Raw genomic sequence first — 14,229 nt, 5'->3', positions numbered from 1 at the left:
GCATCCCCGCCGCGACGCGCGGAGCCGTTCGACCCGGAGTCCGGGGACTCGCGGCGAGGTCGTTGACTCGCCCCATCCCCTGTGGGACGTTGGCGACGGACGAGGGGGTCCGGCCCGAGGGGGGATCATGTCGGACGGAACGGAGGCGGTTCGCTGGGGGCGACTGCGCCGAACCGGCGCCGCCGCCGAGCGGGGCGGCCGTCGCGGCATCCGTGCGGTGCTCACCGTGCCGATCGCCATCGCGAGCACCCTCGCCGTGACCCTCGGCATCGCCCAGCCCGCGGATGCGGCCCCCGCGCCGCCGCTGAAGCGGCACGCGAAGCCGAAGGCGCTGGGTTCGGCGCCCCGTGCGACAGCGATCGCCGCGCCGCCGTCCGCGCCCGCGCCGCCCGAGTACGTGGTGGCCGAGGGCGACACCGTCAGCGGCATCGCCGAGCGGTTCGGGCTCGCCACCGCCGAGGTGCTCGCCGCGAACGGGCTCGGCTGGTCGAGCCTCATCTTCCCCGGCCAGCGTCTCGCCCTCCCCGGCGGCACCGTGGACGGGTCGGCGCCCGCCCCTCCGCCGGCCGCGCCCGAGATCGCCCGCCACGTCGTCGTCGAGGGCGACACCGTGAGCAGCATCGCCGCGGCGTACGGCCTCGACGCCGCGGACGTGCTGAGCGCCAACGGCCTCGGCCCGACGAGCCTCATCTTCCCCGGCGAGGCCATCGTGCTGCCGCTCGCCGATCCGTCGTCGACGCAACCGATGCCGCCGGCTGCGCCCGCTCCATCCGCGGAGCCGGCGCCCGCCGCCCCCGCACCGCCACCCGACGCGTCCGTGTCCCCCGACACGCACGTCGTGGCGGCCGACGACACGCTCTTCGGCCTGGCGGAGGCGTACGGCGTGACGGTCGCCGACCTCGACGCGGCCAACGCCCTCGGCGGCTCGACGCTGATCGTCCCGGGGCAGGTGCTCGTCGTGCGTCGGCCCGAGCCAGTCGTCGCCGTCGCATCGGTGAGCGTGCCCCTCACCGACGAGATGCGGGCGAACGCCCGGATCGTCATCGACCTCGGACGCGCCCTCGGCGTGCCCGAGCAGGGCATCGTGATCGCGCTCGCGGCCGCGGCGCAGGAGTCGGGCCTGCGGAACCTGCACCATGGCGACCAGGACTCGCTCGGCCTCTTCCAGCAGCGGCCCAGCGAGGGCTGGGGCACGCCCGAGGAGGTCCTCGACCCGGTGCGCGCGACGACGGCGTTCTACGGCGGTGCGGCCGACCCGAACCGCGGCCGCACGAGCGGCCTGCTCGACATCGTCGGGTGGGAGGCGATGTCCGTCACGCAGGCCGCCCAGGCGGTGCAGCTCTCGGCGCATCCCGACCACTACGCGAAGTGGGAGGTGTCGGCGCGGGCCTGGCTGTCGGAGCTCGGCTGACGACGGTCGCGTCGGCCCGACCTGCCGTGCCGCCCCGACGTGCCCGCGTCATCCGGGGTCACGAAGCCGTTGCGATTCCGCCGTTCCACGGTGTGTAGTCGGGTCGGGGCATGCAGGGGTTCGTAGACTCGAACGGTGACCACCGCGCCCGCCGACCCGATGATCGGCCGTCTCGTCGACGGCCGCTATCAGGTGCGCTCGCGGATCGCCCGTGGCGGCATGGCCACGGTCTACCTCGCGACCGACCTGCGCCTCGAGCGCCGCGTCGCGATCAAGATCATGCACGGTCACCTCGCCGACGACAACACCTTCAAGACCCGGTTCGTGCAGGAGGCGCGTTCGGCCGCCCGGCTCGCGCACCCGAACGTCGTGAACGTGTTCGACCAGGGCCAGGACTCCGACATGGCCTACCTGGTCATGGAGTACCTGCCGGGCATCACGCTGCGCGAGCTGCTGAAGGACTACAAGAAGCTCACGCCCGAGCAGACCGTCGACATCATGGACGCCGTGCTGGCCGGCCTCGCCGCCGCGCACAAGGCCGGCATCGTGCACCGCGACCTCAAGCCCGAGAACGTGCTGCTCGCCGACGACGGCCGCATCAAGCTCGGCGACTTCGGGCTCGCGCGCGCCGCGAGCGCCAACACCGCGACCGGCCAGGCGCTGCTCGGCACCATCGCCTACCTGTCCCCCGAACTCGTCACCCGCGGCGTCGCCGACGCGCGCAGCGACATCTACGCGGTCGGCATCATGATGTACGAGATGCTCACCGGCGAGCAGCCCTACGTGGGCGAGGCGCCGATGCAGATCGCGTACCAGCACGCCAACGACACCGTGCCCACGCCGAGCTCGAAGAACCCGGCGGTGCCCGTCGAGCTCGACGAGCTCGTGCTCTGGGCCACGGCGCGCGACCCCGAGGAGCGTCCGCACGACGCGCGCGACATGCTCGACCGGCTCCGCGAGGTCGAGCCCGCGATCCGCGCGCCGCGGCAGGCGCCGCGCACGCAGGCCACGGTCGTGCTGCCCGACGCGGCGATGCCCGTCGGCGTCGCCACTGCCGCGACCGCCGTCATCGGCGGCGGCGCGGTGGTCGCGCCGCCGGCGCCGCCCGAGGCATCCGACGACGAGGCCGCGACCGCCCTCGCGACGAGCTCCGACCGCCGTCGCCGCCGTGGCTACTGGATCTTCGCGCTCGTGCTGCTCCTCACCGGGCTCGCCGCGGGCACCGGGTGGTACTTCGGCGCCGGCCCCGGCGCCATGACGACCGTCCCCGAGACGGCGACACTCCTGCCCGACAACGCACGCCAGGTGCTCGCCGAGGAGGGCTTCCAGGTCGTCGACGCCGAGCGCAACGACCCACGGGTGCCAGCGGGTCAGGTCTCCGGCACCGATCCGGCCGCGGGCGAGCAGGCCCGGCGCGGGTCCACCGTGACGATGTTCGTCTCGCTCGGGCCGCTCATGCTGCCGATGCCCGACGTGGTCGGCCAGCCCGAGGCCGATGCGCGCACCGCCCTCGGCGACTTCACGGTGGCCGAGCAGTCCGCGCAGCAGTTCTCGGGCGACGTGGCCGCGGGTTCCGTCATCGCGGTCCTCGGGGCCGACGGCAACGCCGTCGCCGCGGGTGACCCCTATCCCGAGCTCGGCGACGTGTCGATCGTCGTCTCGGTCGGCCCGATCCCCGACGTCACGGGCCTGCCCGTCGCCGATGCCGAGGCCGCGATCACGGGCGCCCGACTCGTGGTGGGCACCGCCGAGCCCGAGTTCGACGACGATGTGCCCGCCGACCACGTGATCTCATGGGCCCCCGCGACCGATCCCGTGCGGCCCGGCGACACGATCGTCATCACGGTGTCGAAGGGCCCCGACCTCGTCGAGGTGCCCAACGTCATCAACGGCCAGACCGTCGCGCAGGCCCGTGAGCAGCTCGAGGCGCTCGGCTTCAGCGTGACGTCGAACGTGCCGGGTTTCCTCGAGGGCGCGGTCGTCGCGTCCGTGCAGAGCCCCGTCGCCGGCGAGAAGCTCAAGCGCGGCTCCGAGGTCACGGTCAACTTCGGCTGAGCCCGGGCGGATGCCGCGGGGCATCCCTCGACCCGGCATCGGATGCCGCGGGGCATCCGTCGGACGTGCACGGAACCAGCGCGCGCACGCGACCGCGGCGGGGCATCCGTCGGACGCCCCGCCGTCGGCCGTCAGCGCGCGGTGAGCTCCTCGGCCACGAGGAAGGCCAGCTCGAGCGACTGCATGTGGTTGAGGCGCGGGTCGCAGAGCGACTCGTAGCGCGTCGCGAGGGTCTCCTCGTCGATGTGCTCGGAGCCGCCGAGGCACTCGGTCACGTCGTCGCCCGTGAGCTCCACGTGGATGCCGCCGGGGTAGGTGCCCGCGGCCCGGTGCGCTTCGAAGAAGCCGCGCACCTCGTCGACCACGTCGTCGAACCGGCGGGTCTTGTAGCCGTTCGGCGTCGTGATGCCGTTGCCGTGCATCGGGTCGGTGACCCACAGCGGGTTCGCGTCGCTGCGCTTGATGGCCTCGAGCAGCGGCGGCAGCGCGTCGCGGATCTTGCCGGCGCCCATGCGCGTGATGAACGTGAGGCGGCCCGGCTCGCGGTGCGGGTCGAGCTTCTCGACGAGCTCGATCATCGTCTCGGGCGTGGTGGACGGTCCGAGCTTCACGCCGATCGGGTTGCGCACCCGCGACAGGAAGTCGACGTGCGCGCCGTCGAGGTCGCGCGTGCGCTCCCCGATCCAGATGAAGTGGCCCGACGTGAGGTAGGGCGTGCCCGTGCGCGAGTCGATGCGGGTCATCGGGCGCTCGTAGTCCATGAGCAGGCCCTCGTGGCCCGTGTAGAACTCGGTGTGCTTCAGCGCCTCGAAGTCGGCGCCGCACGCCTCCATGAACTTGATCGCGCGGTCGATCTCGCGGGCGAGCGACTCGTACCTGGCGTTCGCCGGGTTGGCCGAGAAGCCCTGGTTCCACGAGTGCACCTGGCGGAGGTCGGCGAAGCCGCCCTGCGTGAACGCACGGATCAGGTTCAGCGTCGACGCGGCCATGTGGTAGCCGCGCACGAGGCGCGACGGGTCGGCCTGGCGCGACTCGGGCGTGAAGTCGTAGCCGTTCACGATGTCGCCGCGGTAGGCGGGCAGCGTGACGCCGCCTCGCGTCTCGGTGTCGCTCGAGCGCGGCTTGGCGAACTGGCCCGCCATGCGGCCCATCTTCACGACCGGCATCGACGCGCCGTAGGTGAGGACGACGGCCATCTGCAGCACGGTCTTCACGCGGTTGCGGATCTGGTCGGCGGTCGCCCCGGCGAACGTCTCGGCGCAGTCGCCGCCCTGCAGCAGGAACGACTCGCCGCGCGAAGCGGCGGCCAGCCGGGTGCGCAGCATGTCGACCTCGCCGGCGAACACGAGCGGGGGCAGGGTCGCGAGCTCAGCGGATGCCGCGTGCGCCGCCTCGGCGTCGGGCCAGGTGGGCTGCTGCTTGATCGGCAGCGTGCGCCAATAGTCGAGGCCGTCGATCACGGAGGGATCTGCACTGACGACGGGCTCGACGAGCTGTACCACGGGACTGTCCTGAGGGGTCGGGGCGCGGGCGCGCCGGAACGGGAAACGCGGCGTCGCACGCGCGCCGCCGCACGTTCGAGCCTACCCCGATTGCGCGGCCCGCTGCTCCCGCACGGAGCTGGCGTACACGTCGACGTACTCCTGGCCGCTCAGGGTGCGCAGCTCGTAGACGAGCTCGTCCGTCACGGAGCGCAACACGAACCGGTCGCCCTCGAGTCCCTCGAAGCGCGAGAAGTCGAGCGGCTCGCCGATGATGATGCCGATGCGGCGCACCTTGGGCAGTCGCGTGCCGATGGGCATGACCTTCTCGGTGCCGATCATGGCGACCGGGATGACGGGCACGCCCGCCTCGAGCACCATCCGGGCGACGCCCGTGCGGCCGCGGTAGAGGCGGGCGTCGGGGCTGCGCGTGCCCTCGGGGTAGATGCCGAGGATGCCGCCCTCGCCGAGGACCCGGAGGCCGGTCGCGAGCGAGGCCTCGGACGCCTTGCCGCCCGAGCGGTCGATGGGCAGCTGCCCAGCCGCCTGGAAGAACGTGCGCGTCGCCCAGCCCTTGAGGCCCTTGCCGGTGAAGTACTCGCTCTTCGCGAGGAAGATGACGCGGCGGTCGACGATGAGCGGCAGGAAGATCGAGTCGATGAACGAGAGGTGGTTCGACGCGAGGATGACGGCGCCGTCCTTCGGCACGTTCTGGAGCCCGACGACCCAGGGCCGGAAGATCGCCAGCAGGATCGGCCCGATGACGATGTGCTTCATGATCCAGTAGAACACCGGACCTCCCCTCGTCGCCGAACGAACGCTTCAGCCTAGCGCCGAGCTGCTCAGGCGTGCTCCTCGACCCACACGCGCGCCAGGTCGGCCGCGCCGACCACGCCGGCGTCGTTCACGAGCTCCGCGATGACGAAGTCGGGCTCGGGGTGGTAGCCGCGCGCCGGGAGGTGCTGGAGGTACGACTCGCGGATCGGGCCGAGCAGCAGCTCCCCCGCGACGGCCACGCCGCCGCCGAACACGAAGCGCTGCGGGTCGAGGACGGCCGACAGCGACGCCGACGCCTCGCCGAGCCAGTGGCCGAGCTGGCGGAGCGCGGCGACGGCTCCGGGGTCCTCCTGCTCGATGAGGCCGCCCACGATCGTGCCGTCCAGCGCACCGCGCTCCTCGCGGGCCTGCGCGAGCGCCTGCCCGATGCCGCCGGCGTCGGCGATCTCGTTCGCCATGCGCAGCAGCGCCCGGCCCGAGCCGTACTGCTCGAGGCATCCGTGCTGCCCGCAGCCGCAGGCGATGCCGCCGGGGACGAGGCGCATGTGGCCGAGCTCGGCGCCGGCGCCGAAGCCGCCCCGGAAGAGCCGGTCGCCGGCGACGATCGCGCCGCCGACGCCCGTGCCGATGGTGAGCATGACCATGTCGCTGACGAGTCGTCCGGCGCCGAATCGGAACTCGGCCCAGCCGGCGGCGTTGGCGTCGTTGTCGACGACCACGGTCGTGCCGACGCGGGCCTCGAGCTTCTCGCGGAACGGCTCGTTGCGCCAGTGGATGTTCGGCGCGTAGTAGACGGTCGACTGCGCGGCGTCGATGAAGCCCGCGGCGGCCACGCCGACCGCGGCGGCAGGCCCGTCGTGGGACAGCGACTCGATCATCGCCACGACCGCGTCCTCGAGGAGCTGCGGATCGCCGGCCGGCGTGGGCACGCGCTCCGACCGCACGATGGCGCCGAACTCGTCGACGACGGCCCCCGCGATCTTCGTCCCGCCGATGTCGATGCCGATCGCGTGCACGAGGGAGCCGCCTTTCGAAGGGGGTTGGGATCGAGCACGCCCGAGCCCTCGTGGCCGCACGCGCAACGGCTAGAGTGTAGTCGACCCCAATGCCGAGGTTCGCGCGCCCCGTGCCGCCCGAGCTTCCCCGGTGCCGAAGGAGCTACCGTGATCCAATTCGATACCCCCGCCGTCGTCCCGGCCGACCCCGACGCGAATGTCACGGACCTCCTCGTGCAGCGCGTCGCGGCCACGCCCGACTCGGTGCTGTTCTCCCTCCCCACCGGTGACGGTGGCTGGTCCCCGGTCACGACCAGGGAGTTCCACGAACAGGTCGTCGCCCTCGCGAAGGGCCTCGTCGCCGCCGGCATCCAGCCAGGCGACAAGATCGGCCTCATGTGCAAGACGCGCTACGAGTGGACCCTCATCGACTTCGCGACGTGGTTCGCCGGAGCCGTGCTCGTGCCGATCTACGAGACCAGCTCGCCCTCGCAGGTCAAGTGGAACGTCAGCGACTCCGGTGCCATCGCCGTCATCGTCGAGACGCCCGACCACTTCGCTCGCTTCGACGAGGTGCACCCCGAGCTGCCGGCCATCCGCAACGTCTGGCAGATCGACCTCGGCGACCTCGACAAGCTCGCGGCAGCGGGCACCGGGGTGTCCGACGAGGAGATCGAGCGTCGCCGCAACCTCGCGGTCGGCTCCGACATCGCCACGCTCATCTACACGTCGGGCTCCACCGGCAAGCCCAAGGGCTGCGTGCTCACCCACTCCAACTTCGTCGAGCTCTGCCGCAACGCCGCGGTTGCGCTCAAGGAGGTCGTGGCCGACCCCAACGGCGCCTCGACGCTGCTCTTCATCACCACCGCGCACATCTTCGCCCGCTTCATCGCGGTCCTGTCGGTGCACGCCGGCGTCCGTGTCGGTCACCAGCCCGACACGAAGCAGCTCCTCCCGTCGCTCGGGAGCTTCAAGCCGACCTTCCTCCTCGCGGTGCCGCGGGTCTTCGAGAAGGTCTACAACGTCTCGGAGCAGAAGGCCGAGGCCGGCGGCAAGGGCAAGATCTTCCGCGCCGCTGCCGACACCGCCGTCGCGTACTCGACGGCCAAGGAGGCGGGCAAGGTCCCGTTCGGCCTCAAGCTGAAGTTCACGCTCTTCGACCGGCTCGTGTACGGCAAGCTCCGTCATGCGATGGGCGGCAACGTGAAGTACGCCGTCTCGGGTTCGGCCCCGCTCGGTCCGCGGCTCGGCCACTTCTACCACGCGCTCGGTATCACGATCCTCGAGGGCTACGGCCTCACCGAGACCACGGCGCCCGCCACCGTGAACCTCGCGACGAAGTCGAAGATCGGAACCGTCGGCCCGGCCCTCCCGGGTGTCTCGGTCCGCATCGCCGACGACGGCGAGATCCAGGTCAAGGGCGTCGACGTGTTCAAGGAGTACTGGAAGAACCCCGAGGCGACCGCCGAGGCGTTCGACGGCGAGTGGTTCAAGACGGGCGACCTCGGCAGCTTCGACGCCGACGGCTTCCTCTCGATCACCGGCCGCAAGAAGGAGATCATCGTCACCGCCGGCGGCAAGAACGTCGCCCCGGCGGCGCTCGAGGACCCGATCCGCGCCAACCCGCTCGTCGGCCAGGTCGTCGTGGTCGGCGACAAGAAGCCGTTCATCTCGGCGCTCGTGACGCTCGACCCCGAGATGCTCCCGGTCTGGCTGAACAACAACGACGAGGACGCGGGCATGAGCCTCGAGGAGGCCACCACCAACGCGGCCGTCCTCGCCGAGGTGCAGCGGGCGATCGACGCGGCGAACGAGCACGTCTCGCGCGCCGAGTCCATCCGCAAGTTCACGATCCTCTCGACCGAGCTCACCGAGGCGAGCGGGCACCTGACGCCGAAGCTCAGCATCAAGCGCAACGTGATCCTCGAGGACTTCTCGGTGGAGATCGAGACGATGTACTCGGGCGCTCCGGCCACCGAGGGACACTCGATCGTGCACTGAGCCGTCCCGACGACACGAGAGGGCCCCGCGGATGCCGCGGGGCCCTCTCGCACGTCGGGCCCGCGGCATCCGCGGTGCCCGGGTCGCGTGCGCCGTCAGAACCAGTCCGACTCGCGCACCTCCTTCATCGCGGCACGCCGCTCGTCCTTCTCCAGCCGGTCGAGGTAGAGGATGCCGTCGAGGTGGTCGGTCTCGTGCTGCAGGGCCTGCGCCATGAGTCCCGTGCCCGAGACCTCGATCTCGTTGCCGTCGAGGTCGATGCCGCGAACTCGGGCGAACGGATGCCGCGGCGTCTTGTGCCACAGGCCCGGCACCGAGAGGCATCCCTCATCGATGAGCTCGCGGTCGCCCGTCACCTCGACGATCTCGGGGTTGATGACGTAGCCGACGTCGCCGTCGATGTTGTAGCTGAACACGCGGAGGTTCACGCCGATCTGCGACGCGGCGACGCCCGCGCGACCCGGGAGCCGCACGCTGTCGACGAGGTCGGCGACGAGCGAGCGCACCCGATCGTCGATCTGTTCGACGGGGGCGGAGACGGTCTTCAGGACGGGGTCGCCGAACAGGCGAATGGGACGTTCCGGCAATTGCGCTCCGATCAGTGCCCGCGGTCAGCGGGCAGGCCTTCGACCACGAGCGCGGCGAGCTCGCGGGCCGCGTGCTGCGTCACGGGACGCAGGTCGTCCCAGTGCACGACGGATCCGGCGGCGAGCTGCGGGTCGTACGGGATCCGCACGATCTCGCGCACGCGCGAGGCGAAGTGGGCCTCGATCTCGTCGACCTTGACGAGATGCGTGCCCTGCGTCGCCAGGTTGATCACGACGACGGCGTTGCGCACGAGCTCGCCGTAGCCGTTGGCCTCCAGCCACGTCAGCGTCTCGGACGCGAGGCGGGCTTCGTCGACGCTGCCGCCCGACACGATCACGATCGAATCGGCGCGCTGCAGCGTCGCGCGCATCACCGAGTGCACGATGCCGGTGCCGCAGTCGGTCAGCACGATCGAGTAGTAGCGCGCCGCGAGGCCGGCCACGACGTTGTAGTCGTCGTCGTCGAACGCCTCGGAGAGCGTCGGGTCGGTGTCGGACGCGAGGATGTCGAGCCGCGTCCCGTCGCGGGAGACGAACCCCGAGAAGTCGGTGTAGCCGCCGATCGACGATGCCTTGTTCACGACGTCGCGCACCGTCTCGCGGGTCTGCCGGTCGACGCGCTCCGCGAGCGTGCCGCGATCGGGGTTCGCGTCGATGGCGATGATGCGGTCATCGCGCGCGTCGGCCAGGGCCATGCCGAGGAGCGTCGTCACGGTCGTCTTGCCGACGCCGCCCTTGCGCGTGAGCACGGGCACGAAGCGCGCACCGCCCTCGAAGCGCTTCTGGATGCGGCCGCTCAGCGCCTTGTGGGCGCGCACCTTCGCGGAGTCGCCGAGGTTGACCAGGTGCAGCGACGCCTCGTAGAGGAAGCGGTTGAACCCACCGTGCGGCGCCGGCCGCGGCGCGCGGTTGACGTCAATGAGCCGGTCGGCGGTCAGCGACTCCGACGGCTCGGGCAGCTCGGCCGGGACGACGTCGGCGTCGGGCACGTCGACGATCGCGACGTGGCTGCCCGTGTCGGTGGTGACGCGCTCGCGGCGCAGCCGGGACTCGTCGGCGGCCAGCAGGGCGCCGTAGGGCGAGGTGTCGCGGCGGTAGGACTGCCGGTAGCCGGCCGCCGACAGCGCGGGGGTCACGACCTCGACCGAGGTCGTGCCCGGGCCGCCGCCCGCCTCGCCCGGGTTCACCGCGATGTCGTCGATCGCGACGGCCACCTCGTCTTCGGGCATCTCGGGGCGTGGGGCCGGCGGGAGGTCCACGCGGATGTTCAGGCTGTCGGGCAATGCCGACGCGGCGTGCGCCCCGCTGGTCGGCGCCAGCCGGCCGCGGTCGACGGCTGCGGCGTGTCCCCCGGACGCCCGGCGTGTCGTGTCGTGGTCATCGCCCCTGTCGTCTGACACCGATACCCCTCCTCATCAGTGCGGAATGCAGTGCGGAGTTCAGCGCGAACTCACCGACAGCCTATCGCGGGCGCACGACGACTACCGCGGGCGCACCACCACGAGCAGATCGCCGGCCTCCACCTGCTGGGTCTTGGGGATCGCCACGCGCTCCACCACACCCGCGACGGGGGACGTGATCGCGGCCTCCATCTTCATCGCCTCGATCGACGCGACGCCCTGTCCGGCGGCGATCTCGGCGCCCGGCTCGACCTGCAGCGTCACCACGCCGGAGAACGGCGCGGCGACGTGGCCGGGCTGCGAGGCATCCGCCTTCTCGGCCGCACGGGTCTCGACGACGATGCTGCGGTCGCGCACGAACACGGGTCGCAGCTGGCCGTTGAGGATGGTCATGACCGTGCGCATGCCCTTCTCGTCGGCCTCGCCGATCGCCTCGAGACCCGCGTAGAGGCGCACGCCCTTGTCGATCTCGATCACGTGCTCGGCGCCGGGGCGCAGGCCGTAGAGGTAGTCGGACGTGTCGACGACCGAGAGGTCGCCGAACAGCTCGCGGATCTGCTCGAACTGGCGGGTCGGCGCGGGGAACAGCAGCGTGTTCAGGGTCGAGCGACGCGTCGCGCTGTCGGCCTCGAGCGCGCCGCGCTGGTCGTCGGTGAGCTCCGTCACGCCGATGCGCACGTCCTTGCCGGCGAGCACCTTCGAGCGGAACGGCTCGGGCCAGCCGCCGGGCAGGTCGCCGAGCTCGCCCGCCATGAATCCGATGACCGAGTCGGGCACGTCGTACTTCTCGGGGTGCTCGGCGAAGTCGGCCGGGTCGGCCTTCACCGCGGCGAGGTGCAGGGCGAGGTCGCCGACGACCTTCGACGATGGGGTGACCTTCGGCACGCGGCCGAGGATGTCGTTGGCGGCCGCGTACATGTCCTCGATGAGCTCGAAGTCGTCGGCCAGGCCGAGCGCGATGGCCTGCTGGCGGAGGTTCGACAGCTGGCCACCTGGGATCTCGTGGTGGTACACGCGCCCGGTGGGGCCGGGCAGGCCCGACTCGAACGGCCGGTAGATGCGGCGCACGGCCTCCCAGTAGGGCTCGAGGTCGGCGACGGCCTGCAGCGAGATGCCCGTGTCGCGCTCGGTGTGCGCGAGCGCCGCGACGAGGGACGACGCCGACGGCTGGCTGGTGGTGCCCGCCATCGGGGCGCTCGCGACGTCGACCGCATCGACGCCCGCGCGGCTCGCCGCGAGGAGGGTGGCGAGCTGCCCGCCCGCCGTGTCGTGCGTGTGCAGGTGCACGGGCAGGTCGAACCGCTCGCGGAGCGCCGAGACGAGCTTCTCGGCGGCCGCCGGGCGCACGAGGCCAGCCATGTCCTTGATCGCGATGATGTGAGCGCCCGCGGCGACGATCTCGTCGGCCAGCCGCAGGTAGTAGTCGAGCGTGTAGAGGTTCTCGGCAGGATCGAGCAGGTCGCCCGTGTAGCAGAGCGCGACCTCGGCGACGGCATGGCCCGTGGCAAGCACCGAGTCGATCGCCGGGCGCATCTGGTCGACGTCGTTCAGCGCGTCGAAGATGCGGAAGATGTCGACGCCGGTCGCTGCGGCCTCGCGCACGAACGCGTCGGTGACCTCGGTCGGGTACGGCGTGTAGCCGACCGTGTTGCGGCCGCGCAGCAGCATCTGGATGTTGATGTTCGGCAGCGCTTCGCGCAGCGTGGCGAGGCGCTCCCAGGGGTCCTCGCCGAGGAAGCGGAGCGCGACGTCGTAGGTGGCGCCGCCCCAGGCCTCGACGGAGAGGAGCTGCGGGGTCATGCGCGCGACGTAGGGCGCGACGGCGACGAGGTCGCGGGTGCGCACGCGCGTTGCGAGCAGCGACTGGTGGGCATCGCGGAACGTGGTCTCGGTGACCGCGAGCGGCGTCTGCGCGCGCAGCGCCGCCGCGAACCCGGCCGGGCCGAGCTCGAGCAGCCGCTGGCGGGAGCCATCGGGCGCCGGCTGCGACAGGTCGATCTCGGGCAGCTTCTCGGCGGGGTGCACGGTCGTGGGCGCCGGGCCGTTGGGCTGGTTGACCGTGACGTCGGCGAGCCAGTTCAGGATCTTCGTGCCGCGGTCCTTCGAGACGCGGCCGCGCAGCAGTTGCGGGCGCTCGTCGATGAACGAGGTGCTGAGGTCGCCGGCGATGAACGCCGGGTCCTCGAGCACCGCCTGGAGGAAGGGGATGTTCGTGGACACGCCGCGGATGCGGAATTCGGCCAGCGCACGCTTCGCGCGGGCCACCGCAGCCGGGTAATCGCGGCCGCGGCACGTGAGCTTCGCGAGCATCGAGTCGAAGTGCGGACTGATCTGGGCGCCCGGGTTCACGGTACCGCCGTCGAGGCGGATGCCCGCGCCGCCCGGCGAGCGGTAGGTCGTGATCTTGCCCGTGTCGGGGCGGAATCCCGCGGTCGGGTCCTCGGTCGTGATGCGGCACTGGAGGGCGGCGCCGCGGAGGCGGATCTGCTCCTGCTCGAGGCCGAGCTGGGCGAGCGTCTCCCCCGCCGCGATGCGCATCTGCGAGACGACGAGGTCGACGTCGGTGACCTCCTCGGTCACGGTGTGCTCGACCTGGATGCGCGGGTTCATCTCGATGAACACGTGCTGGCCGGCGCGCTCGCCCGCGGTGTCGAGCAGGAACTCGACAGTGCCCGCGTTGACGTAGCCGATCGACTTCGCGAACGCGATGGCGTCGCGGTACAGCGACCGGCGGACGTCGTCGGAGAGGTTCGGCGCGGGCGCGATCTCGATGACCTTCTGGTGGCGGCGCTGCACCGAGCAGTCGCGCTCGAAGAGGTGCACCGTCTCGCCCGCGGCATCCGCGAGCACCTGGACCTCGATGTGGCGCGGGCGGAGCACGGCCTGCTCGAGGAACATCGTGGGGTCGCCGAACGCGCTGTCGGCCTCGCGCATGGCCTCCTCGAGCGACGAGCGGAGGTCGTCCTTCGAGTTCACGCGACGCATGCCGCGGCCGCCGCCGCCCGCGACCGCCTTCGCGAAGATGGGGAACCCGATCTCGTCGGCCTGGGCGACGAGCTCCTCGATGTCGCGCGACGGGGGCGTCGACTTCAGCACCGGGACGCCGGCCGCGATCGCGTGCTCCTTCGCCGTGACCTTGTTGCCGGCCATCTCGAGCACCTGCTTGGGCGGGCCGATGAAGGTGATGCCCGCCTCGGCGGCGGCCTGGGCCAGCTCGGGGTTCTCGGAGAGGAAGCCGTATCCCGGGTAGATCGCGTCGGCGCCCGACTCCTTCGCGACGCGGATGATCTCCGACACGTCGAGGTAGGCCCGCACCGGATGCCCCGGGGTGCCAATCTGGTAGGCCTCGTCCGCCTTCAGGCGGTGCAGGGAGTTGCGGTCCTCGAACGGGTACACGGCGACGGTCTTCGCACCGAGCTCGACGGCTGCGCGGAAGGCCCGGATGGCGATCTCTCCGCGATTGGCTACCAGGATCTTCGTGAACATGCAGGCCTTTCCGAGGGTTTCCGCACAGCGAACATT

At 71.7% G+C, this 14,229-nt stretch carries 9 protein-coding genes; 3 read left to right on the top strand and 6 right to left on the bottom strand.

Going from position 1 to position 14,229, the window contains the following annotated elements; genetic code table 11:
* Positions 1 to 127: 127 nt before the first annotated feature.
* Together ACWEOH_RS14430 and pknB are read left to right on the top strand one after the other, a co-directional pair.
* Positions 128 to 1,411 carry a LysM peptidoglycan-binding domain-containing protein gene (locus ACWEOH_RS14430; RefSeq protein WP_452032136.1) on the top strand — a complete coding sequence of 428 codons (1,284 nt, stop codon included), beginning with the start codon at positions 128 to 130 and terminating at the stop codon, positions 1,409 to 1,411.
* A gap of 135 nt (positions 1,412 to 1,546) precedes the next feature.
* Positions 1,547 to 3,466, top strand: a complete 1,920-nt coding sequence (pknB, locus tag ACWEOH_RS14425; protein WP_452032134.1) for a Stk1 family PASTA domain-containing Ser/Thr kinase — start codon at positions 1,547 to 1,549, stop codon at positions 3,464 to 3,466.
* Between the two features lie 131 nt (positions 3,467 to 3,597).
* Here the strand turns inward: pknB and ACWEOH_RS14420 are convergent, their stop codons facing one another.
* The 3 genes from ACWEOH_RS14420 to ACWEOH_RS14410 all read right to left on the bottom strand — a co-directional run bounded on the left by ACWEOH_RS14420 (position 3,598) and on the right by ACWEOH_RS14410 (position 6,740).
* Complete coding sequence (locus ACWEOH_RS14420) at positions 3,598 to 4,968, bottom strand: class II 3-deoxy-7-phosphoheptulonate synthase (protein WP_452032132.1); 1,371 nt, start codon at positions 4,966 to 4,968, stop codon at positions 3,598 to 3,600.
* Between the two features lie 81 nt (positions 4,969 to 5,049).
* Positions 5,050 to 5,739: a lysophospholipid acyltransferase family protein gene (locus ACWEOH_RS14415; RefSeq protein ID WP_452032130.1), complete on the bottom strand. Its 690-nt coding sequence runs from the start codon at positions 5,737 to 5,739 to the stop codon at positions 5,050 to 5,052.
* A 50-nt stretch (positions 5,740 to 5,789) separates the two neighbouring features.
* A complete protein-coding gene (locus ACWEOH_RS14410) occupies positions 5,790 to 6,740 on the bottom strand; it encodes an ROK family glucokinase (protein ID WP_452032128.1) in 951 nt (316 codons plus the stop codon).
* Between the two features lie 147 nt (positions 6,741 to 6,887).
* On the opposite strand from ACWEOH_RS14410, the gene ACWEOH_RS14405 reads away from it, so the two are divergent.
* Complete coding sequence (locus ACWEOH_RS14405; RefSeq protein ID WP_452032126.1) at positions 6,888 to 8,720, top strand: AMP-dependent synthetase/ligase; 1,833 nt, start codon at positions 6,888 to 6,890, stop codon at positions 8,718 to 8,720.
* Positions 8,721 to 8,815: 95 nt separating this feature from the next.
* On the opposite strand, the gene def is transcribed toward ACWEOH_RS14405, so the two are convergent.
* The 3 genes from def to ACWEOH_RS14390 form a co-directional block, all read right to left on the bottom strand.
* Positions 8,816 to 9,307: a peptide deformylase gene (gene def / locus ACWEOH_RS14400; RefSeq protein WP_148735193.1), complete on the bottom strand. Its 492-nt coding sequence runs from the start codon at positions 9,305 to 9,307 to the stop codon at positions 8,816 to 8,818.
* An 11-nt stretch (positions 9,308 to 9,318) separates the two neighbouring features.
* Positions 9,319 to 10,707, bottom strand: a complete 1,389-nt coding sequence (locus ACWEOH_RS14395; protein ID WP_452032124.1) for a nucleotide-binding protein — start codon at positions 10,705 to 10,707, stop codon at positions 9,319 to 9,321.
* 81 nt (positions 10,708 to 10,788) lie between these two features.
* Positions 10,789 to 14,193 (bottom strand): pyruvate carboxylase, encoded by a 3,405-nt coding sequence (locus ACWEOH_RS14390; RefSeq protein WP_452032122.1) that lies wholly within the window; start codon positions 14,191 to 14,193, stop codon positions 10,789 to 10,791.
* Between the last annotated feature and the right edge of the window lie 36 nt (positions 14,194 to 14,229).

This window comes from Agromyces sp. NPDC004153 (assembly GCF_053603635.1).
The sequence above is the reverse complement of the archived record's forward strand: the minus strand, read 5'-3'. Positions and strand labels throughout refer to the sequence as shown.

Bases quoted from the DNA above. Each gene is read 5' to 3' on its own strand.
- ACWEOH_RS14390 (WP_452032122.1), bottom strand. From the start codon at position 14,193: ATGTTCACGAAGATCCTGGTAGCCAATCGCGGAGAGATCGCCATCCGG.
- ACWEOH_RS14430 (WP_452032136.1), top strand. From the start codon at position 128: ATGTCGGACGGAACGGAGGCGGTTCGCTGGGGGCGACTGCGCCGAACC.